This is a genomic window from Pseudogulbenkiania ferrooxidans 2002 (genome assembly GCF_000174355.1).
GTDB lineage: Bacteria > Pseudomonadota > Gammaproteobacteria > Burkholderiales > Chromobacteriaceae > Pseudogulbenkiania > Pseudogulbenkiania ferrooxidans.
Map to the genome: position 1 here is coordinate 210,505 of NZ_ACIS01000003.1, position 23,417 is coordinate 233,921.

Below are 23,417 nucleotides of genomic sequence, written 5' to 3' on the forward strand. Positions count from 1 at the left end.
CTTGTGACTTCGGCCAACCCGAAGTCTGCTCCCTCTCCCCGGGTCGGGCCACAAGCCCGGCCCGGGGAGCGAACGTTTCACGAGGTGTTGTTTCATGTCCCTGATCGCCTTGCTGGGCGCCACGGAAATCGGCCTGATCTTCGCGCTGGTGGCGCTGGGTGTGCTGATTTCCTTCCGCATTCTGAATTTCCCCGACCTGACCGCCGACGGCAGCTTCCCGCTGGGCGGCGCCGTCGCCGCCACCCTGATCGCCGGCGGCCATGACCCCTGGCTGGCCACGCTGGCCGGCACCGCGGCGGGTGCCGTGGCCGGCCTGATCACCGCCTGGCTCAACGTGCGGCTGAACATCCTGCAGCTGTTGGCCAGTATCCTGGTGATGATCGCGCTCTACTCGGTCAACCTGCGCATCATGGGCGCACCCAACATGCCGCTGATCGGCGCCGACACCGTGTTCAGCCCGTTCATCGCCCGGGCGCCCGACTCGCAATACCTGATCCAGCCCCTGGTGCTGGCCGTGATCGTGGTGATCGCCAAGCTGGCACTGGACGCCTTCTTCGCCTCCCAGTCCGGCCTGGCGATGCGCGCCACCGGCGCCAACGCCCGCATGGCGCGTGCGCAGGGCGTCGCCACCGACCGCATGGTGCTGCTGGGCATGGCCATCTCCAATGCCCTGATCGCGCTGGCCGGCGCACTCTATGTGCAGACCCAGGGCGGCGCCGACATTTCGATGGGCATCGGCACCATCGTGGTGGGGCTGGCTGCGGTGATCATCGGCGAGACGCTGATCCCGGGCCGCACCATCATGGTGGCGACGCTGGCCGCCGTGCTCGGCGCCCTGGTGTACCGCCTGTTCATCGCGCTGGCGCTCAACGCCGACTTCATCGGCCTGCAGGCGCAGGACCTCAACCTGATCACCGCCCTGCTGGTCGGTTTCGCACTGGTGCTGCCGTCGCTCAAACGCAAATTCGCCGCCAAACGCTCGGCTGCCACCAAGGGGAGCACTGCTCATGATGCGCGCTAACGGCCTCTACAAGACCTTCAACCCCGGCACCCCGATCGAGAACCCGGCGCTGCGCGGGGCCTCGCTGGACATCCCCCAGGGCCAGTTCGTCACCGTGATCGGCTCCAACGGCGCCGGCAAGTCGACCTTCCTCAACGCCATCAGCGGCGACCTGATCGTCGACCAGGGCAGCATCGAGATCGCCGGGCGCGACGTCACCCGTCTCAACGCCTCGCAGCGCGCCGGGCTGGTGGCCCGCGTGTTCCAGGACCCGATGGCCGGCACCTGCGAGGCGCTGAGCATCGAGGAGAACCTGGCGATCGCCTGGCAACGAGGTGAAAGTCGCGGCCTGAAAGGCGCCCTGAATGCCTCGCTGCGCAGCCTGTTCCGCGACAAGCTCGCCACGCTCAAGCTCGGTCTGGAAAACCGCCTGTCCGACCGCATGGGCCTGCTCTCCGGCGGTCAGCGCCAGGCGGTGAGCCTGCTGATGGCGTCGCTGCGGCCGTCGCAGATCCTGCTGCTCGACGAGCACACCGCGGCGCTCGATCCCAAGACCGCCGCCTTCGTGCTGGAGCTGACCGACCAGATCGTGCGCGAGAACCAGCTGACCGCGATGATGGTGACGCACTCGATGCGCCAGGCGCTGGATCACGGCGACCGCACCGTGATGCTGCACCAGGGCCGGGTGGTGCTGGACGTGTCCGGCGAGGAGCGCGCCCGCATGGACGTGCCCGACCTGCTGGCGATGTTCGAACGCACCCGCGGCGAAGCGATCGCCGACGACGCGCTGCTGTTGGGCTGATCCCCCGTCTCCTTCGGCCAACCTTTGCAGGTTGGCCGAAGCTTTTCGCGCGCGGCTGAGCGCATCGGGTTGGCCGACACAGTTGGCGCCGTACTGAACTCATCGCGCCCGCCATCGTCATAGTCTCTTGTCACGACAGTGCCGCGCCGCTGAGCGATACTGTCATTACCCGCCTTCCCAAGACAGGAGCCCCCATGACCCGCCTCACCACCCTGTTGAGCCTGGCCGCCCCCTTGTTCCTGCTGGCCCCGCTGGCGCCGGCCGCCGAACGGGCCGACCCGGCCGCCACCGTGCTGAACCTGTCGGCCAGCACCCAGCGCGAGATCGCCAACGACCAGATGATCGCCACGCTGTACGTGCAGGACCGCCAGCCGCAGCCGGGAACGCTGGCCAACCGCCTCAACCAGCTCATCAACCGCGCCCAGAGCGACGCGCGCGGCTACAAGAACGTCGAAGTCAGCAGCGGCAGCTACAACAGCTGGCCCGCCTACAACAAGAGCGGCAAGATCGACGGCTGGCAGGGTCGTGCCGAACTGAAGCTGAAAACCCGCGACATGGCGCAAGGCAGCGAGCTGATCGCCAAGCTGCAGGGCTACATGCTGCTGGAAGGCGTGCAGTTCGTGGTGTCCGACGACGCCCGTCATGCCGCGGAAAAGGCCATGATTCCGGAAGCGATCGCCGCGCTGATGGAGCAGGCGCAGATCGCGGCCAAGGCGCTGGGCAAGAACACCCTCAACATGCACCAGCTCACCATCGGCAACCAGATGCCGCCACCGGTGCCGCTGTTGATGCGCAGCAAGACGCTGGCCATGGCCGCCGACGCCGAAGTCGCCCCGGCCGAATGGCAGCCCGGCCGCAGCCAGTTGCAACTGCAGGTCAACGGCCAGCTGGAACTCCGCTAAAGCGCTTTGAGGCGGCCCGCCGATACGTTAAAGTAAGCCTGCTTACCCGCCGGTCGACGTCGACCGGCTCCCCCACGACCAAGCACCCTGTTCATGCCATGAAACTGATCGCGTCACTCACCAGTCCCTACGCCCGCAAAGTGCGGATCGTGCTCGCTGAAAAGAAAATCGACTGCCCGATCCTGATCGACCAGCCTTGGGAGGCCGACTCGCAAGTTGCCCGCTACAATCCGCTCGGCAAGGTGCCAGTGCTGGAGCTGGACGACGGCAACACGCTGTACGACTCGCGCGTGATCGTGGAGTACCTCGACAACATCTCGCCAGTGTCGCGCCTCTTGCCGCAGGACAACCGCTCGTTCATCGCCACCCGGCGCTGGGAAGCGCTGGCCGACGGCATCTGCGACGCGGCCGTCGCCATCGTCATGGAACGGCGCCGCCCGCCGGAGAAACAGAGCGAGGAAGCGATGGCGCACCAGCAGCAGAAAGTCGAGCGCGGCCTGGCAGCGCTGGCGCACGATCTGGGCGAACGCCCGTGGTGCAACGGCGAAGGCTACAGCCTGGCCGACATCGCGGTCGGCTGCTGCCTGGGCTACCTGGACTTCCGCTTCGCCACGCTGGACTGGCGCGCCAGCCACCCCACCCTTGCCGACTACTACCAGCGTTTGTCGGCACGCCAGTCCTTCGTCGACACCGTACCGCCGACGGCCTGAACCGGCGCGGCACACCAGACAAACAAAAGCCGGGGTTTTCCCCGGCTTTTTGCTGCCCCTTTTTGCGGCCCTAGACCCGCCCCTGTCGCTCCAGCTCGTGGTATACCTGCAGCGCCACATAGGCGTCGTTGCCGGCGTACACGCACTGCGCCTCGCTCAGCACCGGGCTCGCCCAGTTCGAGGTCGACTGGCGCTTCGACTTGCGGAAACACTGGCCGAACAGGCGCGCCACCGCCTGCACCGCGCCCACGGTACGGTGCTCGCCCGGCTGGCGGAACAGCCGCCCGATGTCCACCAGCGCCGCGCACTCGATGCCCAGCTTGGCGCGGAGCCGCTGCACGTCGGAGCCCAGCTCGAAACCGACCTTGCGGATCGCCGGCGACTCCAGAATCATCCGCAGCCGCGTCAGGTCGGCGAGGCGCTCCACCGGGAACAGGTAGGCGTGCGTGGCGGTGGCCAGCTGTACCAGGTGCGGCCCGCTCGAGGTCTCGCCCTTGTGGAAGGTCGGGCGCGATTCGGTATCGAAGCCGAGCACGCGGCACACGCTGAGCTGGTGATACGCCGCTTCCATCTCGGTCTCGTTCGCCACCACGCTCACCGCCGTCGGCGCCAGCCCCGGATAGCTCGGGAGGGTACGGATATCGTCCTTGGACAAGTGTTGTTCTGCGGTCATGGGAAGACGGGTACCCGCGCGGGTAATGAAGGCCGGGCGAGTGTACGCGGCACCGGCGCGGAACACCAGCGCCGCGCTCAGCGCACGCCCGCCGCCAGCAGCTGGCGTTCGGCCCACTGCAGCAGCTCGGCGGCCTGCATTACGCCGCTGTGACGCGCCAGCTCGCGCCCCTGCCAGAACAGGATCAGAGTCGGGATGCTGCGGATCTGGTAGTGCCGCGACGCCTGTGGCGCCTGCTCGGTGTCGACCTTGACGCAACGCAGCGTCGGCCGCGCCTTGGCGGCGGCGGCGAACTGCGGCGCCATCATCTGGCACGGCCCGCACCAGCCGGCCCAGAAGTCCACCAGCACCGGCAGCTCGGTGCCGGCGAGAAACCCCGGCAGGGCGGCGTCGGACAAGGCCAGCGGCGCAGCGGCGAGCAGCGCGCCGGCGCACTTGCCGCACTTGGGCAACTCCAGCAGACGTTCGTCGGGAACGCGGTTGCGGGCACCGCAGGACGGGCAGACCAATTGCATTTCGCATCACTCCTTCATCAAAACCACACCACATCAACACCACACCGCGGCGACCCGGCCTAGCCGCCGGGCGGAGTGCCCTGGCGCCAGCGCCGGATGACGTAACCGTACACCGCCAGATTGACCGCCAGCACCAGCCCGGCCAACACCAGCTGGAGCGCACGGGTCAGCGCCTCGGGATAGATCAGCGCCAGCAGGTAGTGCTCGATAAAACCGCCATGGTAGCCGGCCGCCCCGCCCAGCGCACGCAAGCGGTTTTCCAGCGGCGTCAGCGGGCAGATTCCGCCGCTCAGTTCGATCGCCATCGCCCATGCGGCGGCCGGCAGGTGCCACCACAGCCATCCGCGCCGCCGGCACGCCAGCAAGCCGCCCAGCAGCGCAAACACGATGAACCCCAGGTGCAGCAGCAGCACGGCGTCGGCCAGCAGGCGGTAGATCACGTCGGCGCCCCGCCGCCATCGTGCCGGCAAGGCCTACCCCAGCCAGGCCCACCAGCGCACGACCGGGGACTCCTGAGCCGCCCACGCGGCGCGCAGGCCACCGTCCCATTCCGTGCCACAGCCAGCCGCATTCCCTTCTCCCCGCCCGGCAACGCCCCGGGCTCGCCCTCTCTAACTAGCCCAGGATGGCGACGCCTGCCAGGCTCCCATGTAAAAACCGCCCTCCCGGTGACGGGAGAGCGGTTGCGGCGGTGGCGCCTTCGGCCAACGTTGGCCGAAGCCCGGGATCAGACCGACAGTTCCAGCAGCAGCTTGTTGATGCGCTTGACGAAGCTGGCCGGGTCGTCCAGCTTGCCGCCTTCGGCCAGCAGCGCCTGGTCGTACAGCACCTGGGCGAGATCGCTGGCACGGCCCTCGTCCTGCTCTTCGGCCAGACGTTTCACCAGCACATGCTCCGGGTTGATCTCCAGCGTCGGCTTGGCCGCCTGCGGCACGCTCTGGCCGGCGGCCTTGAGCAGGCGCTCGAGGTGCGCGCTCATGTCGTGCTCGCCCACCACCAGGCAGGCCGGGCTGTCGGTCAGGCGCGCGGTGGCGCGCACGTCCTGCACACGCTCGGCCAGCGCGCTCTTGATGCGCTCAAGCACCGGCTTGGCGGCCTCTTCGGCCTGCTGCTGCGCCGCCTTGTCCTGTTCGTCCTCCAGCTTGCCCAGATCGAGCGCGCCCTTGGCCACCGACTGCAGCGGCTTGCCGTCGAACTCGTGCAGCGAGGCGCTCACCCACTCGTCGACGCGGTCGGTCAACAGCAGCACTTCGACGCCCTTCTTCTTGAACACCTCGAGGTGCGGGCTGTTGCGGGCAGCCGCCAGCGTCTCGGCGGTGATGAAGTAGATTTTCTCCTGGCCTTCCTTCATGCGCGCCACGTAGTCGGCCAGCGACACCGTCGGCGTGTCGCCCTCGCTCAGGGTCGAGGTAAAGCGCAGCAGCTTGGCGATGCGCTCCTTGTTGGCGAAGTCCTCGCCGACGCCCTCCTTCAGCACCTGGCCGAACTCCTGCCAGAACGTGGCGTACTTCTCGACGTCGTTGGCGGCGAGGTCTTCCAGCAGCGCCAGCACCTTCTTCACGCAGCCGGCGCGGATGGCGTCGATGTCCTTGCTCTGCTGCAGGATTTCACGGCTGACGTTCAACGGCAGATCGTTGCTGTCGATCACCCCACGCACGAAGCGCAGGTAGTGCGGCATCAGCTTCTCGGTGTCCTCCATGATGAACACGCGGCGCACGTACAGCTTGACGCCCTGCTTGCGCTCGCGCTCGTACAGGTCGAACGGCGCGCGCGACGGGATGTACAACAGCTCGGTGTACTCCTGGCGGCCCTCGACGCGGGCGTGGCTCCACGCCAGTGGGTCGGTGAAATCGTGCGCGGTGTGCTTGTAGAACTCGCGGTACTGCTCGTCGCTGATGTCGTTCTTGGCGCGGGTCCACAGCGCCGAAGCGGCGTTGACGCTTTCCCACTCGTCCGACACCACTTCCTTGCCGTCCTCGTCGAAGCTCGCCCCTTTCTTCATCTGGATCGGAATCGAGATGTGGTCGGAGTAGGTGCGCACGATGCGCTTGATCGACCAGTCGTTGAGGAACTCGTCCTCGCCTTCCTTCAGGTGCAGCACGATCTCGGTGCCGCGCGCGGCCTTCTCCACCGGCTCAAGGGTGTACTCGCCGTGCCCCTCGGACTCCCAGCGCACCGCCTCACCGCTCGGCGCGCCGGCACGGCGCGTGGTCAGCGTCACCCTGTCGGCGACGATGAAGGCCGAGTAGAAACCGACGCCGAACTGGCCGATCAGGTTGGCATCCTTCTTGTCGTCGCCGGTGAGCGACTCGAAGAAGGCCTTGGTGCCAGACTTGGCGATGGTGCCGATGTGCTCGATCACCTCGGCGCGGCTCATGCCGATACCGTTGTCGGTGATGGTGACGGTGCGGGCTTCCTTGTCCAGGCTCACGCGAATCTTCAGCTCGGCGTCATCTTCCAGCAGCTCAGGCTTGGCAATCGCCTCGAAGCGCAGCTTGTCGGACGCGTCCGAGGCGTTGGAGATGAGTTCACGCAGGAAGATTTCCTTGTTCGAATACAAGGAGTGGATCATCAGGTGCAGAAGCTGTTTGACTTCGGTCTGAAAGCCCAGGGTTTCTTTCTGTGCGCTCATGGTGTCGTTTCACAGTTGTTGACGGAATGTGGGGGAAGTAGAGGCATAAGGCGCTATTTCAAGTGCCGGCAGGCATCGTGTATGCTGTTGAAGCTGTCCGGACGGCCGGCTCCGCCTCGCCGCGGGGATACGGGCACGCCCCGGCACACACAAAACCACTGAGCGGAACCCATGCGCAGACTCCTCTCCTTCCTCTGGTGTTGGCTAGCGTTGGCCACGGCCAGCAGCCATGCTGCCGGCACCTTCACCGTCTGTTTCGAAGAGTGGCCCCCCTACGCCCAACTGAGCAGGACCGGCCAAGCGGTCGGCCCCAGCATCGATATCTATCGCCAGGCGCTGCGTCAGGCGGGCATCCCCACGGTGGCGTTCAAGGAAATGCAGTACAACCGCTGCTCGGAACAGCTCAAGCAAGGGCTGGTCGACATGAAGCTGTTCGTGCTCGACAACGAGCTGCCCGGCCTGCCGCAGGCGCACGAGGCCACCGAGTACTGGCAGATCGCCGCCATCGTGCGCCAGGACTCGTCGCTCGCGCAGTACCAGGGTCTCGCCGACTTCGAACAGGCCCGCCTCGCGCTGATCACCGGCTACCTTTACCCCGAACCGCTGCAGGCCTTCATCCAGGCCCGCGCCTGGCCGGCCACCGACCCGACTCAGGCCTACCGCCTGATCGCCCGCAAGCGCGTCGACGCGGTGTTCCTCGACCTGCTGGCGTTCGAACAGAGCAACGCCACGCTGCGGCTACCGCTGCGCCCGCTGCATCCGGTGGTCGCGCGCCAGCCGGTGTACGCCGTGCTGGCGGCGCGCCACCCGGAGCTGCCGAAGACGCTGGATGCGGTACTCGCCCGCATGAAGCAACAGGGCGAGATCGACCGCCTCTACCGCCGTCATACCGGCCGCACCCTGACAGAGTGGCTGCACTACGCCGGCGCGGTCGACAGCGCCGAGACAAGCAAAACGCCCTGACCAGCAGGGCGTTTTTGTTCGCGAGGGAGCGCGCGGGCAACGCGTTCAGGAAGCGGCGCGCAGCCCCGGCGGCAGGGCAAAGGTCGTGGTCTCCTCGACGCCGTCGAGTTCGGTCACGCTGTCGGCCCCCAGTTCGCGGATGCGGGTGATCACGGCCTGCACCAGCACCTCGGGCGCCGAGGCGCCGGCGGTGACGCCGACACGGCTCTTGCCCTCGAACCACTGCGGCTCCAGCAGCGTGGCGTTGTCGACCATGTACGCCTCTACCCCCTTTAGCGCCGCCACCTCGCGCAAGCGATTGGAGTTGGAGCTGTTGGGCGAGCCTACCACGATCACCAGATCGCACTGTTCGGCCAACACCTTCACCGCATCCTGGCGGTTCTGCGTGGCGTAGCAGATATCGTCCTTCTTCGGGTTGGCGATGGCCGGGAAGCGCACGCGCAGCGCGGCGATGATGTCGCGCGTCTCGTCCACCGACAGCGTGGTCTGGCTGACGTAGGCCAGCTTGTCGGGGTTCTTCACCGCCAGCGTCGCCACGTCGGCGACGCTTTCCACCAGGTACATGTCACCGTCCACCTGGCCCATGGTGCCCTCCACCTCGGGGTGGCCGGCGTGACCGATCATGATGATTTCCATGCCGGCCTGGTGCATGCGCTTGACCTCGACGTGCACCTTGGTCACCAGCGGACAGGTGGCATCGTACACCGTCAGTCCGCGCTCCTCGGCCTCCTGGCGCACCGACAGCGGCACGCCATGCGCCGAATACACCAGCGTGGCGCCGCGCGGCACGTCCGCCAGGTCTTCGATGAAGATCGCGCCCTTGTCGCGCAGGTTGTCCACCACGAAACGGTTGTGCACCACCTCGTGACGCACGTAGATCGGCGCGCCGTAGAGTTCCAGCGCGCGCTCGACGATGGCGATGGCGCGATCCACCCCGGCGCAGAAACCGCGCGGGTTGGCGAGCATGATGGTCTTCGTCATCGGTTAATCCTTATCAGCAGCATAATTTGGTCGGGAGGGCGCAGCTGACCTCGTCAGCTCGGGCCGCGAGGCCCAGGCATCGCCCTTCCGCTGTCCCGTGTACAGATCGGCCCGGGTGCCGGCGCAGGCGGCCTTCGGCCAACCCGGCCATCACCGTGACGGCTTTTTCAGGCCGTCCAGCACCATCAGCCCGGCACCGACACAAATGAACGAATCGGCCAGGTTGAACGCCGGGTAGTACCAGGCGTTGTAGTAGTGCACCAGGATGAAATCGATCACGTGGCCATGAATCAGCCGGTCGATCACGTTGCCCAGCGCCCCGCCCATGATGAAGGCGGCGGCCAGGTTCATACGGCAACTGAAACGCCCCTGAACGATGTTCCAGCCCAGCCAGCCGGACACGGCGAAAGCCAGCAGCGTGAACACGAGCTTCTGCCAGCCGCCGGCGCCGGCCAGGAAGCTGAACGCCGCACCCGGGTTGTACAGCAGGGTGAAGCCGAAGAAGCCGGGGACGACCTCACGCACCTCGCCGAACTGATACTGGCTGTTGAAGTACACCTTGCTCAGTTGGTCGAGCACGATCACCAGCAGCGCCAGCGCGAACCACTTCAGATAGCCCTTGCGGCCGGCGGCCAGAGCTGCGCTATCAGGCATGAACACGCGCCTCACCCTTGCCGTCGATATTGTCCACGCAGCGGCCGCACACGTTGTCGTGGCCGGCGTGGGCTCCGACGTCGTCACGGTAGTGCCAGCAGCGCTCGCACTTGGCGTGCTCCGACGGCGTCACCACCACACGCGTCTGCTCGGCCTCGCGCACCGTGGCGCGCGACACGATCAGCACGAACTTCAGGCTGTCGCCCAGCGACGCCAGCAGCGGATAGAGCTCGGCGTCGGCCTCGATGTCCAGCTCGGCCTGCAGCGAGGAGCCCAGCTTGTCCTCGGCACGCAGCGCCTCGATGTCCTTGTTCACCGTGGCGCGGAAGGTGCGCAGCACGTTCCATTTCGCCACCAGCGCCGCTTCCTGCTCGACCTCCGGCAGCGGGAACTCGTGCCAGAGGTGGAACAGCGTGCTCTCTTCCTCGCTCTTGGTCAGCACCTCCCACGCCTCGTCGGCGGTGAAGCACAGGATCGGCGCGATCAACAGCAGCAGGCTGCGCGTGATGTGGTAGAGCGCGGTCTGCGCCGAACGGCGGGCGCGGCTGTCGGCCTGGGTGGTGTACAGGCGGTCCTTCAGCACGTCCAGGTAGAAGGCGCCGAGATCTTCCGAGCAGTAACCGACGATCTCCTGCACCGCGTGGTGGAAGGCGTAACGGGTGTACAGCTCGCCGGTCACCTTCTCCTGCAGCTCCTTCGCCATCAGGATGGCGTACTGGTCGATTTCCAGCAAATCGGAGAACGGCACCGCGTTGTCCAGCGGGTCGAAGTCGGACAGGTTGGCCAGCAGGAAGCGCAGCGTGTTGCGCAGGCGGCGGTAGCTCTCGGTGACGCGCTTGAGGATTTCGTCCGAAATCGCCAGCTCGCCGGAGTAGTCGGTCGACGCCACCCACAGGCGCAGGATGTCGGCGCCGAGGCTGTCGTTGACCTTCTGCGGTGCCACCACGTTGCCCTTGGACTTGGACATCTTCAGGCCCTTGCCGTCCACCACGAAACCGTGGGTCAGCAATTGCTGGTACGGGGCGCGGCCGATGGTGGCGCAGCCGGTCAGCAGCGACGACTGGAACCAGCCGCGGTGCTGGTCGGAGCCTTCCAGGTAGAGGTCGGCCGGCCATGCCAGTTCCGGGCGCTGCTTCAGCACCGCGAAATGGGTGGAGCCGGAATCGAACCACACGTCCAGGGTATCAGACAGTTTCTTGTACTGTTCGGCCTCGTCGCCCAGCAAGTCCTTGGCCTCCAGGCTGAACCACGCCTCGATGCCCTGCTGCTCGATGCGCAGCGCCACTTCTTCCAAGAGCTGAGCCGAACGCGGGTGCAACTCACCGCTTTCCTTGTGCACGAAGAAGGTCATCGGCACACCCCAGTTGCGCTGGCGCGACACGCACCAGTCGGGGCGATTGCCGATCATCGCCTCGAGACGGGCGCGGCCCCAGCCCGGGAAGAACTCGGTGGCGTCGACGGCGTGACGGGCGCGTTCGCGCAACACTTCGCCGCCGTGGCCCTGCTTGTCCATGCCGATGAACCACTGCGCCGTGGCGCGGAAGATGATCGGCGTCTTGTGACGCCAGCAGTGCGGATAGCTGTGTGCCAGCTTGGTGTGATGCAGCAGCGTGCCCTGCTCGGCCAGCGTTTCGATCACCTTGGGATTGGCCTCCCACACCGACAACCCGGCGAACAGCGGCGTCGTCGAGGCATAGCGGCCATCGTCCATCACCGGGTTTTCCACCGGCAGCTCGTAGGCCAGGCCCACCTGGAAGTCTTCCAGGCCGTGCGCCGGCGCGGTGTGCACCAGGCCGGTACCGGCGTCGGTGGTGACGTGATCGCCGCAGACGATCGGCACCACGCGCTCGTAGAACGGATGCTGCAGCAGCAGCCCTTCCAGCTGCTCGCCGACGGTTTCGGCCAAGAGCGGCGCCTCTTCGCAGCCGTAGCGCTTGAGCGCGGCCGGTGCCAGTTCCTTCACCAGCACCAGCTTGCCCAGCGGCGTATCGAACAGCTGATAGGTCAACGCGGCGTTGACCGCCACCGCCTGGTTGGCCGGCAGCGTCCACGGCGTGGTGGTCCAGATCACGGCCAGCGCGTTGTCCACGTTGGCCGAAAGACCGAAGGCTTCCGCCAGGCGCGCACCGTCCAGCACCTTGAAGCCGACGTCGATCGCCGGCGAGGTCCTGTCCTCGTACTCCACCTCGGCCTCAGCCAGCGCCGAGCCGCACTCGATGCACCAGTGCACCGGCTTCTCGCCCTTGAACAGGTAGCCGTTCTCGTAGATCTTGCCGAGGGTGCGCACGATGTCCGCCTCGGTCTTGAAATCCATCGTCAGGTAAGGGTTGTCCCAGTCGCCCAGCACACCCAGGCGGATGAAATCCTTCTTCTGGCGCGCGATCTGCTCGTGCGCGTACTCGCGGCACAGCTCGCGGAACTTGGCGGCGGGGATATTCTTGCCGTGCAGCTTCTCCACCATCAGTTCGATCGGCAAGCCGTGGCAGTCCCAGCCCGGCACGTAGGGGGCGTCGAAGCCGGCCAGCGTCTTGGAGCGGACGATGATGTCCTTGAGCACCTTGTTGACCGCATGGCCGATATGGATGTCGCCGTTGGCGTACGGCGGGCCGTCGTGCAGGATGAACTTGGGCCGCCCGGCGGCGAGCTTTCTCAGCTTGTCGTAGCGTTTCTGCTCGCTCCAGCGCTTGAGCCAACCCGGCTCGCGCTTTGCCAGATCCCCGCGCATAGGGAACGGCGTATCCAAAAGGTTGACGGTCTTGCGGTAATCGATACTCATGCCTGCTCTCGCTGCAAACTGGTCAAATAGGTTTTGGCACTGGCAGCATCGTGTTCGATCTGGGCTACCAGTTCAGTCAAATTGTCGTAGCGCTCTTCATCGCGCAATTTCTTCAGAAAACGCACACTCAGGCGCCGGCCGTAGAGGTCGCCGGCATAATCGAACAGGTGCACTTCCAGCTTGTAGTCCGGCGTGGTGCTGACGGTGGGGTTGAGCCCCAGGCTCGCCACCCCGCCCTTGCGCCCGTCCGGCGTGTCCACCTCGACCACGAACACCCCCTGCAGCGCCGGCTTGCGGTGCGGCAGATGGACGTTGGCGGTGGGAAAGCCGATGGTGCGGCCCAGTTTCTTGCCGTGCATGACACGCCCGGACAGCTGGTAGGGCCGGCCGAGCAGGCGCTCGGCGGCGGCCAGATCACCGCCCGCCAGGCACTCCCGCACCCGGGTGCTCGAGGCACGCTCGCCCTGCACCAGCACCGACGGCATCGCCTCGGTGACAAAGCCGGGGCAGGCGGACAGGAGCTGGAAGTCCCCCTTGCGGTCGGCACCGAACTGGAAATCGTCGCCGATCAGCAGATAACGGGCCTGCAGTTGCTCGACCAGCACCTGCCCGACGAAATCCTGCGCTGCCATGCGCGAAAAGCCGTGGTTGAAGCGGTAGACGAACAGGTAATCGATCAAGCCGAGCTGGCGCAGGAACAGCACCTTGTCGCGCAGCGTGGACAAGCGGGCAGGCGGCTGGCTCCGGGCGAAGAACTCGCGCGGATGAGGCTCGAACGTCAGTAAGGCTGCCGGCAAATCACGGGCATCCGCTTCCGCGCGCAAGCGGGCCAGCATGTTCTGGTGCCCCATATGCACGCCATCGAAATTACCGATGGTCAGTGCGCAGGCCGGCAGGCCAAAACGGCGAGGATCTCCAAGGAATACCTGCATCACCCGTTCTGCATTCCGAAAACTTCCGATTGTAGCGGTCGACAATGCCGAGCGTCCAGCCATTCCGCCGCGCTGCCGCTAAAACAAAAAGCCCTGCTCGGCAGGGCTTTTCGTGCGGGAGATCCGGCCAGAATTACTTCTGGATCACGGATTCCTTGAAGGTGTCGATGGTCAGCTCGACGCGGCGGTCACCTTCCAGGCAAGCCTGCAGAGCGGCTTTCTTCTTGAACTTCTTGGCCTTGCACTCGTCGGTCAGCTTGGCTTCGCTCTCGCCCTTGCCGACAGCGGTCACCTTCTCGGCCGGCACGCCAGCTGCCACGAAGTAGTTCTTCACGGCATCGGCACGCTTCTGCGACAGGGCCTGGTTGTACTTTTCCGAACCCAGGTAGTCGGTGTGGCCGTCGACTTCGACCGACTTCAGGTTGGCGTCGCCCTTCAGACGGCTAACCAGCGGATCCAGTTCGTTCTTGGCGTCGGCGCGCAGGTTGGTCTTGTTGAAGTCGAACAGAACCTTGGCGGACAGGGTCACTTTTTCTTTCACAGCAACCATGGCCGGTTTCGGCGCTTCGGCTACCGGAGTCGGGGCTGGCTTGGCGGCTTCCTTGTCACCGCACTCGACCAGACCTTCGGTGGCCTTGTCGAAGTAGGTGTTCTTCCAGCACTCGCCGTAGCTGTTGCGGGTTACCGCGTCGGTAGCTTGATCGGCGGTGTAGCCCGGTTTGGCGGCGAAAGCACTGGCGGACACCAGCAGAGCGGCAACCAACGCGCTCAGTTTCAACTGCTTGTTCATGTTATTCCCTCTTTAACAATACGCATCTTGGTGCGACGAAGCGCAATGGCGCCTATCAGCTTACTGCAAACTACAAAACAACAGGAAGATTGCCAAAGCTGTGTTTATGCATTCAAACCGCACTATAGAAATCCGGTCATGACCTGTCAATAATGCGGGTGACGCCAAAATACCAAGCCGGCACAAAAATGTTGTTATTCGTACACCTTGCACCGGTTTTTTGTTTCAACTACGCAACACTTTTGTGATTGGTGTTGCGTCGGCGAAACAGTGGTTCTGGCTCGCGCCAAGTAGAGTGATAACGCTCGCTAAAGGTTCCAAAGCCCTTCAACGCATCTTCCAGTGCTTTGCCTTCCTTGATCTCGAAGCTGTTGAAGCCGACCTGCCACAAATAATGCACCAGGTCCTGCCATACGTCCCCCAGTGCGCGCAGCTCGCCCCGGTAGTGGTAACGCTCGCGCAGCAGTCGGCCGATGCTGTAACCACGGCCATCGGTGAACGCCGGGAAGTCAACCGCCAACAGCGGGAAGGAAGTCAGGTGCCCGGCGAGCTCGCCCGGCTCATCGTCCGGTGCCAGCCATACCGCCACTTGCCCAGCGCGGTTTTGCCACGCCGAGGGCTCGGCCTTCCAGGCGGAGAACGGCACGATCACATCGCGCTCGGGGGCCACCTCGGGCAGTTTCCCGTTCTCGTCCGGACGCAGAACCGCCCAGCTGTCGGTCACCACCTGACCATCTTTAATGATGCTTCGCATAAACGCGCTCCTTGAACGGTTCGAGGCCGATGCGGCGCACGGTTTCGATAAAGCGCTCGCCATCCTGGCGCTGCTCCACATACAGGTTCATGATCTTTTCGAAGGCCAGCGGCACGTCAGCCTGGGCAAAGGACGGCCCGATCACCTTGCCGATGGCGGTATGGTTGCCCTGGCTGCCGCCCAGCGTAATCTGGTACCACTCCTCGCCGTTCTTGTCGACGCCGAGAATACCGATGTTACCGATGTGATGATGGCCACAGGCGTTCATGCAACCGGAGAAGTTGCAGTCGATCTCGCCCAGATCGTGCAGATAATCGAGGTCGTCGAACTTGCGCTGGATCGCCTCCGCCACCGGAATGGAGCGGGCGTTGGCGAGCGAACAGAAGTCACCCCCCGGGCAGCAGATGATGTCGGTCAAGAGGCCGATATTCGGCGTGGCAAAACCCTGGCTGCGCGCCAGCTGCCATACTTCGTAAAGATCGCTCTCCTTGATGTCCGGCAGGATCACGTTCTGCTCGTGCGCCACGCGTACCTCGCCGAAGCCGAAACGCTCCGACCAATCTGCCACCGCTTCCATCTGTTCCGCGGTGATGTCGCCCGGCGGCACGCCGGTCTTCTTCAGGGACAGCACCACCGAGCGATAGCCCGGCTGGCGATGGGTGCGGGTATTCTGCTCCACCCAGCGGGCAAAGGCGCGGTCTTCGGCCAACTTGGCGGTAAAAGCTTCCGGGTTGGGGGACAGCGTTTCGTAGGCCGGCGCACCGAAGAAGCTGGCGTAATGGGCTACATCCTCGTCACGCAGCGTGGCCGCTCCATCCTTCAGGTGCAGCCACTCGTCCTCGACCTTGGCGGCAAAGCCCTGCGGGGTGAGCGCCTTGACCAAGATCTTGATACGCGCCTTGAACTTGTTGTCGCGACGACCATAGCGGTTGTAGACCCGCAGGATGGCATCGAGATAGGTAAGGATGTGACGGGTCGGCAAAAACTCGCGGATCACCTCGCCCACAATCGGAGTACGGCCGAGGCCGCCGCCGACGATCACCTTGAAGCCGATTTCGCCGTCAGCCGCCCGTACCACGTGCAGGCCGACATCGTGCACCAGGGTCGCGGCGCGATCGTCGACCGACCCCGACACCGCGATCTTGAACTTGCGCGGCAGGAAGGCGAATTCCGGATGCAGCGTGCTCCACTGGCGGATGATTTCGCAATAGGGGCGCGGATCGATCAGCTCGTCGGCGGCCACGCCGGCGAAGGCATCGGTGGTGGTGTTGCGTACGCAGTTGCCGGAGGTCTGGATGGAGTGCATCTCGACGTCCGCCAGTTCCGACAGGATGTCGGGCACGCGCTCCAGCGCCGGCCAGTTGAACTGCATGTTCTGGCGCGTGGTGAAGTGGCCGTAGCCCTTGTCGTAAGTGCGGGCGATGTGCGCCAGCCTGCGCAGCTGGCGGCTCGCCAGGTGACCATAGGGAATGGCGATGCGGAACATCGGCGCGTGGCGCTGGATGTAGAGGCCGTTCATCAGCCGCAGGGGGCGGAACTCGTCCTCGGAAAGCTCGCCCGCCAAAAAGCGGCGTGTCTGGTCGCGAAACTGCTCAACGCGCTCGCGAACAATGCGGTAATCGACTTCGTCGTAACGGTACATGGTGTGGCTTTACTCTGTCTCTAGGCCGTTCAGCGCTTGATGATGGAAACGGCGGACTGCTTCACGTGCAAGCCGCATTCCTTGTTCTCGGGGTTCTCCCACCACCAGCGTCCGGCACGGATGTCTTCGCCGACGGAGATGGCCCGGGTACACGGGGCACAGCCGATCGACGGGTAATGGCGGTCGTGCAGCTCATTGTACGGCACCTGGTTTTCGCGGACATACGCCCACACGTCCTTTTCGCTCCACTCGATCAGCGGATTGAATTTCATCAGGCCGTTGGCGGCGTCGAACTCGCGGTCGCCCAGGTCCTGACGCGTCGGCGACTGCTCGCGGCGCAGGCCGGTGATCCACGCCTTCTGCCCGGTCAGGGCACGCTTGAGCGGCTCGATCTTGCGGATATGGCAACAGGACTTGCGGTTCTCCACGCTGTCGTAGAAAGCGTTGATGCCGGATTCGTTGACGAAGGACTCGACCGCCGCGGTGTTGGGGAAATAGACCTGCACCGGGTTGGCCGGATAGCGCTCATGCACCTGCTGCATCAGGGTATAGGTCTCGGCCGGCAGACGGCCGGTATCCAGACTGAAAATGCCGATCGGCAGCTGGAGCTTGGCGATCAGATCGGTCAGCACCATGTCCTCGGCGCCGAAACTGTTGGCCAGCACCGCCGGTGCATGATCGCGGGCGATTTCCTGCAGCAGGGCCTCGGTCTGGGCCAGCTTTGCCTCAAGGGTCATCAAACGCACTCCATAGAAACCTGAACGTAAACTTTTGCCATGCTAACGAACATCCTTATATTCCTAAAAGACTAATGTGTTAGTATTTAATTACTTCTGGTTTTAACGCGGATGTCCATCATGAAGCTGCAACAGCTACGTTATCTGGTCGAAGTCGCCAAGCAGGGGCTGAACGTGTCCGAAGCGGCCGAGAAACTGCACACCTCGCAACCCGGCATCTCCAAGCAGATTCGCCTGCTGGAAGACGAGCTTGGCATCCAGGTTTTCATCCGCAACGGCAAGCGCGTGGTATCGGTGTCCGAACCCGGCAAGGAAGTGCTGCGCATCGCCGAGCGCATCCTGCGCGAAGCCCAGAACCTCAAGCGTGTCGGCGACGAATTCTCGCGCGAATCGGAAGGCGCACTGACCATCGCCACCACCCATACCCAGGCGCGCTACGCTCTGCCCCACACCATCGCCGAATTTCTCAAGCGCTGCCCCAAGGTGCGCCTGTCGATCAAGCAAGGCAGTCCGACGCAGATTTGCGACATGGTGCTCTCCGGCGAAGCCGATCTCGCCATCGCCACCGAAGGCATCTCACTCTACAAAGAGCTGGCGATGCTGCCCTGCTACGAGTGGAACCGCTGCGTGGTGGTGCCCAAGGGCCACGAACTGAGCCAGCTGGACCGCCCCCTCACCCTGGCCGACATCGCCCGCCATCCTATCATTACCTACGACTTCGCCTTTGCCGGTCGCTCCAAGATCAACCAGGCGTTCACCGACGCCGGCCTGACCCCCACCGTGGTGCTCACCGCGATCGACACCGACGTGATCAAGACCTACGTCTCGCTGGGTCTCGGGGTCGGCATCATCGCCAGCATGGCCTACGAACCGGAGCGGGATTTGGCGCTGACCGCCATCGATGCCAGCCATCTGTTCGAACCGTCCGTGACCAAGATCGGCATCCGCCGCGACGCCTATCTGCGCGGCTTCGCCTATACCTTCATCGAACTGTTCGCCCCCCACCTGCACCGCCGCGAGATCGACGCGGCGCTGCTCGCCAGCGAACACGACAACGACTAGGCCGAACTGCAAAAACAAAACGCCCCGCCGGCATCGCGCTGGCGGGGCGTTTGGACGATCCCCGTAAGAGACCGGATCAGAGCGTCAGGCCGCCCGTCACCTCGATCGCCGCGCCATTGATGTAGCTGGCGTCGTCGGACGCCAGGAAGGCGTAGACGTTGGCGATTTCCGACGGCTCGGCCATGCGCCGCATCGGCACCTTCTCTTCCATCGCCTGGATCACCTTTTCCGGCATGGACTTCAGGATGGGCGTGGCAACGAAGCCCGGGCACACGGCGTTGGCGCGAATGCCCTTCTTGCCGAGCTCCTTGGCCCAGGTCTTGACGAAGCCGATCACGCCGAACTTGGACGCGGCGTAGTTGGTCTGGCCGAAGTTGCCGTACACCCCCACCACCGACGACGCGTTCAGAATCACGCCGCCACCCTGCTCGATCATGGTGTCGACCACGGCCTTGGCACAGTTGTAGACACCCTTCAGATTGATGTCGATGACCTTGTCGAACTGCTCGTCGGTCATCTTCGTCAGCTGCGCATCCATCACGATGCCGGCATTGTTCACCAGCACATCGATACGGCCGTAGCGCGCCTTCAGGTCCCCCACCATATCGGCGATCTGGCCCCGATTGGTGACGTTCACCTGATAACCCACCGCCTCGCCACCGGCGGCCTTCAACTCGTCCACCACCGCATTGACCGCGTCGATGTTCAAGTCGCATACCGCCACGATGGCCCCCTCCTTGACGAACTTCTCGGCGGTGGCCTTGCCGATGCCGCTGGCCGCACCGGTGATGATCGATACTTTCCCTCGCAAACGCATAGCATTCCCTTCATAACACGTGAGACTAGCAACCCGAACTTGGGCAGGACGTCGGCTCCACCATCACCCTTAACCCAGGGTCGCCATAGGCTTTTATTGTTGTTCTGGTACAAAACGCGTGATGCAGTGCACATAGTGCACCGCATCACGAAAAATATAGCCTATCCCGTTCACGGGACAAAGCTTTGTTTACAAACGGTTACCTTTATTCCAGGCCCTTGCTGCTCAGGTAGGACTCGTAATCGCCGGTGTAATGTTCGTAGCCACCCTTGCCGTCCAACTCCAGAATCTGGGTCGCCAGCGAGCTGACGAACTGACGGTCGTGCGACACGAAAATCAGGGTGCCCTTGAACGACTCCAGGGCCATGTTCAGCGACTCGATCGACTCCATGTCCATATGGTTGGTCGGCTCGTCCATCAGCATCACGTTCGGCTTGGTCAGGATCAGCTTGCCGTACAGCATGCGGCCCTTCTCGCCGCCGGACAGTACGCGCACCGCCTTGGTCACGTCGTCGCCGCCGAACAACAATCGGCCCAGGGTGCCACGGATCACCTGCTCGTCGTCACCGTCCTGACCCCATTCGCGCATCCATTCCGTCAGGGTCTTGTCGCTGTCGAACTCGGCCTCGTGGTCCTGCGCGTAGTAACCTACCTGCGCCTTCTCCGCCCACTTGATCTGGCCGGCATCGGCCACGACACCTTCGGCCAACTTGGCGTCGTACGCGCCCGCCAGCAGTTTCATCAGTGTCGATTTACCGGCACCGTTCGGGCCAATGATGGCCAGGCGCTCACCGGCGTCGAGGATCAGGTCGAGATTCTTGAACAGCGGCTTGTCGAAGGACTTGGACAAGCCCTCGATCGATACTGCCTGGCGGTGCAGCTTGTTCTTGTCTTCCACTTCAAAGCGGATGAACGGGTTCTGACGGCTCGACGGCTTGACCGTCACCATCTCCGCCTTCAGCTTGTCGGCCTGCTTGAGGCGGCTGGTCGCCTGGCGTGCCTTGGACTTGTTGGCCGAGAAGCGCGCGGCGAATTCGTGCAGTTCCTGGATGCGTTCCTTGGCCTTGGCGTTGCTCGACAACTGACGTTCACGCGCCTGCGTCGAAGCGATCATGTAGTCGTCGTAGTTGCCCGGGTAGATCTGGATGGTGTTGTAGTCCAGATCGGCCATATGGGTGCACACTTCGTTCAGGAAGTGGCGATCGTGCGAAATGATGATCATGGTGGAGTTGCGCTCGTTCAGCACGTGCTCCAGCCAGCGGATGGTGTTGATGTCCAGGTTGTTGGTCGGTTCGTCCAGCAGCAGCACATCCGGGTCCGAGAACAGGGCCTGGGCCAGCAGCACGCGCAGCTTGAAGCCCGGAGCGACCTCACTCATCGGGCCATTGTGCAATTCCAGCGGGATGCCGACACCGAGCAGGAGCTCGCCGGCACGCGCCTCGGCGGTATAGCCGCCGTATTCGGCGAATTTCGCCTCCAGCTCGGCCGCGTGCATGTAGTCGTCTTCGGTCGCCTCGAGGTTGGCGTAGATGGCATCGCGCTCGCTCATCGCCGCCCACATCTCGGTGTGCCCCATCAGCACCACGTCGAGCACACGCTGATCTTCGTAGCCAAACTGATCCTGGCGCAGCTTGCCCAGGCGCACGCCATTCTCGATGGCCACTTCGCCGGAGCTTTGCTCGAGATCGCCGCCCAGGATTTTCATAAAGGTGGACTTGCCGGAACCGTTGGCGCCGATCAGGCCATAACGGTTGCCTTCACCAAATTTGACCGAAACCTTCTCGAACAGAGGTTTCGCGCCAAACTGCATGGTAATGTTCTGTGTACTAATCACGCTGTAGATCCTTCAGCCAGATCGCCGTAAGTATCGGAAAAACGAAGGATTCTAGCACATCCACCCGCCCTTCCGCGATCACAGCACCGATCGGGCGCACGCCCTTTTGCCATGCAGGGGAATTCCGCTACAATCGAAGGCCTCTCGAAACCCTAATAAATAGGCTGAACTATGCTTACCGGTAGCTTGGTCGCGCTGGTCACCCCGATGCACGAGGATGGTCAGGTCGACTTCGAATCCCTCAAGCGTCTCGTCGACTTCCACATTGACAACGGCACGGACGGCATCGTCGCGGTCGGCACGACCGGCGAATCGGCAACCCTCGGCGTCGAGGAGCATATTGCCGTCGTCGAGGCGGTGGTCAAGCATGCAGCCAAACGTGTCGCGGTCGTTGCCGGTACGGGTGCCAATTCGACCGCCGAGGCGATCGAATTGGCAGAGCACGCCCGCAAGGTCGGCGTCGACATGACCCTGTCGGTGGTGCCGTACTACAACAAGCCGACCCAGGAAGGCATGTACCAGCACTTCCGCGCCATTGCCGAATCGGTCGACATCCCGGTCATCTTGTACAACGTGCCGGGCCGCACCGTCGCCGACATGAACAACGACACTGCGCTGCGCCTGGCCCAGATTCCCAACATCGTCGGCATCAAGGACGCCACCGGTGATATCGGCCGCGCGTGCGACCTGGCGCTGCGTGCGCCGCAAGGCTTCGCCCTCTACTCGGGCGACGACCCCACCGGCATGGCCTTCATGCTGTGCGGCGGCCACGGCGTCATTTCCGTTACCGCCAACGTCGCGCCGAAGCTGATGAGCGAGCTGTGCAAAGCCTCGCTCGCTGGCGATACGGCCCGAGCGCGCGCCATCAATGACAAGCTGCAAGGCCTGCACAAGCAGCTGTTCGTTGAACCGAACCCGATTCCGGCCAAGTGGGCACTGCAGCAGATGGGACGAATCCCTGCCGGGCTGCGCCTGCCGCTGACCCCGCTGACCGACGCTGCAACCACGGCCGTCCGCGCCGCGATGCAGCAGGCGGAAGTCCTCTAAAACCCCCATTCAATGGGAGAACGCATGAAACGAAGCGCGCCTGCCGCGATTCTGCTGCTGACCGGCCTGATGGCCGGTTGCAGTACCTCCGAACCGCTCCAGAACAAGCTCGACTACAAGTCGGAAGCACCGGCCCAGACCAACAAGCTGGAGGTTCCGCCTGATTTGACCGCCCCTCAGATCCAGAACCGCTACGAGCTGCCGCGCTCGGGGGTGGCCTCGCTGAACGAGCTCAACCAGGCCCAGGGCAGCAGCAAAGCCCCGGCCAGCACGGAGTCGGCCGCCGTCACCAAGGTCGACAACGTGCGCATGGAACGGGCTGGCTCGCAACGTTGGCTGGTCGCCGAGCACAAGCAGCCGGAGGAGCTCTGGCCGGTGCTGAAGGCGTTCTGGCAAGACAATGGTTTCGTGATCAAGACCGAAGATCCGCAACTGGGCATCATGGAAACCGACTGGGCCGAGAACCGCGCCAAACTGCCGAACGACGTGATCCGCAAGTTCATGGAAACCGTGGGCCTGGGCAACGTCTACTCCACCGCCGAGCGCGACAAATTCCGCATCCGCGTCGAGAAGACCGCCGCCGGGACCGAGGTGTACTTCTCGCACCGCGGCATGTACGAAGTGTTTGTCGACGAAGGCAAGTCGGAAACCAAGTGGCAGCCGCGTCCGGCCGATCCGCAGTTGGAAGCCGAACTGCTCGGCCGCTTCATGATCCGCCTCGGCCAGACCGAAGAAAGAGCGAAAGAAGCGATCAAGCAGACCCAGACCCCGGAAGCCCCGAACAGCCAAATCGTGAACGGCACACTGACGGTCAGCGACGGCTTCGACCGCGCCTGGCGTCGTGTCGGCTTGGCGCTGGACCGTATCGGCCTGGCGGTGTCGGATCGCAACCGCGCCCAGGGCATCTACTACGTCAAACCGGTTAAGGGTGAGGCGGAGAGCGGCAAGACTGAGAAATCCGGCGGCTTCTGGTCGAGCCTCGCGTTCTGGAGCAGTGGCGACAAGAACGAGGCGGCGCCGAAAGACGAGGAGTTCCTGGTACAGCTGAAGGAAGACAGTCCGGGCAAGACCCAGATTGCTCTCACCGATAAGGCAGGCAAACCGCTGCCGCCGGCGCAGACCCGTACGGCGCTTGGCAAGCTGCAGGCCGAGCTCCAGTAAGCCCCGCCTGACCATAAAAAAACCCGCTTCGCG

At 64.1% G+C, this 23,417-nt stretch carries 22 protein-coding genes; 8 read left to right on the top strand and 14 right to left on the bottom strand.

The features are described 5' to 3' along the window. Positions 1-94: 94 nt before the first annotated feature. The 4 genes from FURADRAFT_RS06055 (at position 95) to FURADRAFT_RS06070 (ending at position 3,414) form a co-directional block, all read left to right on the top strand. Positions 95-1,021 carry an ABC transporter permease gene (locus tag FURADRAFT_RS06055; RefSeq protein ID WP_008953247.1) on the top strand — a complete coding sequence of 309 codons (927 nt, stop codon included), beginning with the start codon at positions 95-97 and terminating at the stop codon, positions 1,019-1,021. Further along, positions 1,008-1,802: an ABC transporter ATP-binding protein gene (locus FURADRAFT_RS06060; RefSeq protein ID WP_008953248.1), complete on the top strand. Its 795-nt coding sequence runs from the start codon at positions 1,008-1,010 to the stop codon at positions 1,800-1,802. The genes FURADRAFT_RS06055 and FURADRAFT_RS06060 overlap by 14 nt, the downstream gene beginning before the upstream one ends. A gap of 194 nt (positions 1,803-1,996) precedes the next feature. Further along, positions 1,997-2,704 (top strand): SIMPL domain-containing protein, encoded by a 708-nt coding sequence (locus FURADRAFT_RS06065; RefSeq protein WP_008953249.1) that lies wholly within the window; start codon positions 1,997-1,999, stop codon positions 2,702-2,704. A gap of 98 nt (positions 2,705-2,802) precedes the next feature. Continuing rightward, on the top strand, positions 2,803-3,414 hold the full coding sequence (locus tag FURADRAFT_RS06070; RefSeq protein ID WP_008953250.1) for a glutathione S-transferase: 612 nt from the start codon (positions 2,803-2,805) through the stop codon (positions 3,412-3,414). 70 nt (positions 3,415-3,484) lie between these two features. Here FURADRAFT_RS06070 and FURADRAFT_RS06075 read toward each other — a convergent pair whose 3' ends face one another. The 4 genes from FURADRAFT_RS06075 to htpG form a co-directional block, all read right to left on the bottom strand. Further along, on the bottom strand, positions 3,485-4,087 hold the full coding sequence (locus FURADRAFT_RS06075) for a 3'-5' exonuclease (protein ID WP_040652466.1): 603 nt from the start codon (positions 4,085-4,087) through the stop codon (positions 3,485-3,487). A gap of 77 nt (positions 4,088-4,164) precedes the next feature. Continuing rightward, positions 4,165-4,602: a thioredoxin TrxC gene (gene trxC / locus FURADRAFT_RS06080; protein WP_008953252.1), complete on the bottom strand. Its 438-nt coding sequence runs from the start codon at positions 4,600-4,602 to the stop codon at positions 4,165-4,167. A 59-nt stretch (positions 4,603-4,661) separates the two neighbouring features. Continuing rightward, complete coding sequence (locus tag FURADRAFT_RS06085; RefSeq protein WP_008953253.1) at positions 4,662-5,042, bottom strand: DUF2784 domain-containing protein; 381 nt, start codon at positions 5,040-5,042, stop codon at positions 4,662-4,664. A gap of 287 nt (positions 5,043-5,329) precedes the next feature. Next, a complete protein-coding gene (htpG, locus tag FURADRAFT_RS06090; RefSeq protein ID WP_008953254.1) occupies positions 5,330-7,234 on the bottom strand; it encodes a molecular chaperone HtpG in 1,905 nt (634 codons plus the stop codon). Between the two features lie 171 nt (positions 7,235-7,405). Between htpG and FURADRAFT_RS06095 the strand changes: the two genes are divergently transcribed. After that, positions 7,406-8,197 (top strand): substrate-binding periplasmic protein, encoded by a 792-nt coding sequence (locus FURADRAFT_RS06095; RefSeq protein ID WP_008953255.1) that lies wholly within the window; start codon positions 7,406-7,408, stop codon positions 8,195-8,197. Positions 8,198-8,242: 45 nt separating this feature from the next. Here the strand turns inward: FURADRAFT_RS06095 and ispH are convergent, their stop codons facing one another. From ispH to FURADRAFT_RS06135, 8 genes are all read right to left on the bottom strand, one after another. Next, positions 8,243-9,178, bottom strand: a complete 936-nt coding sequence (gene ispH, locus FURADRAFT_RS06100) for a 4-hydroxy-3-methylbut-2-enyl diphosphate reductase (protein ID WP_008953256.1) — start codon at positions 9,176-9,178, stop codon at positions 8,243-8,245. Positions 9,179-9,328: 150 nt separating this feature from the next. Then, positions 9,329-9,814, bottom strand: a complete 486-nt coding sequence (lspA, locus tag FURADRAFT_RS06105) for a signal peptidase II (protein WP_408003236.1) — start codon at positions 9,812-9,814, stop codon at positions 9,329-9,331. A gap of 10 nt (positions 9,815-9,824) precedes the next feature. Next, complete coding sequence (ileS, locus tag FURADRAFT_RS06110) at positions 9,825-12,608, bottom strand: isoleucine--tRNA ligase (RefSeq protein WP_008953258.1); 2,784 nt, start codon at positions 12,606-12,608, stop codon at positions 9,825-9,827. Beyond that, positions 12,605-13,540: a bifunctional riboflavin kinase/FAD synthetase gene (locus tag FURADRAFT_RS06115; protein WP_008953259.1), complete on the bottom strand. Its 936-nt coding sequence runs from the start codon at positions 13,538-13,540 to the stop codon at positions 12,605-12,607. The genes ileS and FURADRAFT_RS06115 overlap by 4 nt, the downstream gene beginning before the upstream one ends. A gap of 133 nt (positions 13,541-13,673) precedes the next feature. Then, the gene (locus FURADRAFT_RS06120; protein ID WP_008953260.1) at positions 13,674-14,330 is read right to left on the bottom strand and encodes an OmpA family protein; all 657 of its coding nucleotides are present in this window, start codon (positions 14,328-14,330) and stop codon (positions 13,674-13,676) included. A 229-nt stretch (positions 14,331-14,559) separates the two neighbouring features. After that, the gene (locus FURADRAFT_RS06125; protein WP_008953261.1) at positions 14,560-15,084 is read right to left on the bottom strand and encodes a DUF934 domain-containing protein; all 525 of its coding nucleotides are present in this window, start codon (positions 15,082-15,084) and stop codon (positions 14,560-14,562) included. Beyond that, entirely contained in the window at positions 15,068-16,726 is a 1,659-nt protein-coding gene (locus FURADRAFT_RS06130) for a nitrite/sulfite reductase (protein WP_008953262.1), read from the bottom strand. Before FURADRAFT_RS06130 ends, FURADRAFT_RS06125 begins: the two co-directional genes overlap by 17 nt. 29 nt (positions 16,727-16,755) lie before the next feature. Then, positions 16,756-17,463 (bottom strand): phosphoadenylyl-sulfate reductase, encoded by a 708-nt coding sequence (locus FURADRAFT_RS06135; protein WP_008953263.1) that lies wholly within the window; start codon positions 17,461-17,463, stop codon positions 16,756-16,758. Between the two features lie 120 nt (positions 17,464-17,583). On the opposite strand from FURADRAFT_RS06135, the gene cysB reads away from it, so the two are divergent. Next, positions 17,584-18,525 (top strand): HTH-type transcriptional regulator CysB, encoded by a 942-nt coding sequence (gene cysB, locus FURADRAFT_RS06140; protein WP_008953264.1) that lies wholly within the window; start codon positions 17,584-17,586, stop codon positions 18,523-18,525. Between the two features lie 76 nt (positions 18,526-18,601). Here the strand turns inward: cysB and FURADRAFT_RS06145 are convergent, their stop codons facing one another. Next, the gene (locus tag FURADRAFT_RS06145) at positions 18,602-19,342 is read right to left on the bottom strand and encodes a beta-ketoacyl-ACP reductase (RefSeq protein WP_008953265.1); all 741 of its coding nucleotides are present in this window, start codon (positions 19,340-19,342) and stop codon (positions 18,602-18,604) included. Between the two features lie 205 nt (positions 19,343-19,547). Next, positions 19,548-21,176, bottom strand: a complete 1,629-nt coding sequence (locus FURADRAFT_RS06150; RefSeq protein WP_008953266.1) for an ABC-F family ATPase — start codon at positions 21,174-21,176, stop codon at positions 19,548-19,550. Between the two features lie 171 nt (positions 21,177-21,347). On the opposite strand from FURADRAFT_RS06150, the gene dapA reads away from it, so the two are divergent. Together dapA and bamC are read left to right on the top strand one after the other, a co-directional pair. Then, complete coding sequence (gene dapA, locus FURADRAFT_RS06155; protein ID WP_008953267.1) at positions 21,348-22,223, top strand: 4-hydroxy-tetrahydrodipicolinate synthase; 876 nt, start codon at positions 21,348-21,350, stop codon at positions 22,221-22,223. Between the two features lie 24 nt (positions 22,224-22,247). Continuing rightward, positions 22,248-23,384 carry an outer membrane protein assembly factor BamC gene (gene bamC / locus FURADRAFT_RS06160; protein ID WP_008953268.1) on the top strand — a complete coding sequence of 379 codons (1,137 nt, stop codon included), beginning with the start codon at positions 22,248-22,250 and terminating at the stop codon, positions 23,382-23,384. Positions 23,385-23,417 lie beyond the last annotated feature (33 nt).

Bases quoted from the DNA above. Each gene is read 5' to 3' on its own strand.
- FURADRAFT_RS06115 (WP_008953259.1), bottom strand. From the start codon at position 13,540: ATGCAGGTATTCCTTGGAGATCCTCGCCGTTTTGGCCTGCCGGCCTGC.
- bamC (WP_008953268.1), top strand. From the start codon at position 22,248: ATGAAACGAAGCGCGCCTGCCGCGATTCTGCTGCTGACCGGCCTGATG.
- FURADRAFT_RS06075 (WP_040652466.1), bottom strand. From the start codon at position 4,087: ATGACCGCAGAACAACACTTGTCCAAGGACGATATCCGTACCCTCCCG.
- FURADRAFT_RS06125 (WP_008953261.1), bottom strand. From the start codon at position 15,084: ATGCGAAGCATCATTAAAGATGGTCAGGTGGTGACCGACAGCTGGGCG.
- FURADRAFT_RS06135 (WP_008953263.1), bottom strand. From the start codon at position 17,463: ATGACCCTTGAGGCAAAGCTGGCCCAGACCGAGGCCCTGCTGCAGGAA.
- FURADRAFT_RS06065 (WP_008953249.1), top strand. From the start codon at position 1,997: ATGACCCGCCTCACCACCCTGTTGAGCCTGGCCGCCCCCTTGTTCCTG.
- FURADRAFT_RS06120 (WP_008953260.1), bottom strand. From the start codon at position 14,330: ATGAACAAGCAGTTGAAACTGAGCGCGTTGGTTGCCGCTCTGCTGGTG.
- FURADRAFT_RS06130 (WP_008953262.1), bottom strand. From the start codon at position 16,726: ATGTACCGTTACGACGAAGTCGATTACCGCATTGTTCGCGAGCGCGTT.
- htpG (WP_008953254.1), bottom strand. From the start codon at position 7,234: ATGAGCGCACAGAAAGAAACCCTGGGCTTTCAGACCGAAGTCAAACAG.
- FURADRAFT_RS06095 (WP_008953255.1), top strand. From the start codon at position 7,406: ATGCGCAGACTCCTCTCCTTCCTCTGGTGTTGGCTAGCGTTGGCCACG.
- trxC (WP_008953252.1), bottom strand. From the start codon at position 4,602: ATGCAATTGGTCTGCCCGTCCTGCGGTGCCCGCAACCGCGTTCCCGAC.
- ispH (WP_008953256.1), bottom strand. From the start codon at position 9,178: ATGACGAAGACCATCATGCTCGCCAACCCGCGCGGTTTCTGCGCCGGG.
- cysB (WP_008953264.1), top strand. From the start codon at position 17,584: ATGAAGCTGCAACAGCTACGTTATCTGGTCGAAGTCGCCAAGCAGGGG.
- FURADRAFT_RS06145 (WP_008953265.1), bottom strand. From the start codon at position 19,342: ATGCGTTTGCGAGGGAAAGTATCGATCATCACCGGTGCGGCCAGCGGC.
- FURADRAFT_RS06060 (WP_008953248.1), top strand. From the start codon at position 1,008: ATGATGCGCGCTAACGGCCTCTACAAGACCTTCAACCCCGGCACCCCG.
- FURADRAFT_RS06055 (WP_008953247.1), top strand. From the start codon at position 95: ATGTCCCTGATCGCCTTGCTGGGCGCCACGGAAATCGGCCTGATCTTC.
- FURADRAFT_RS06070 (WP_008953250.1), top strand. From the start codon at position 2,803: ATGAAACTGATCGCGTCACTCACCAGTCCCTACGCCCGCAAAGTGCGG.
- ileS (WP_008953258.1), bottom strand. From the start codon at position 12,608: ATGAGTATCGATTACCGCAAGACCGTCAACCTTTTGGATACGCCGTTC.
- dapA (WP_008953267.1), top strand. From the start codon at position 21,348: ATGCTTACCGGTAGCTTGGTCGCGCTGGTCACCCCGATGCACGAGGAT.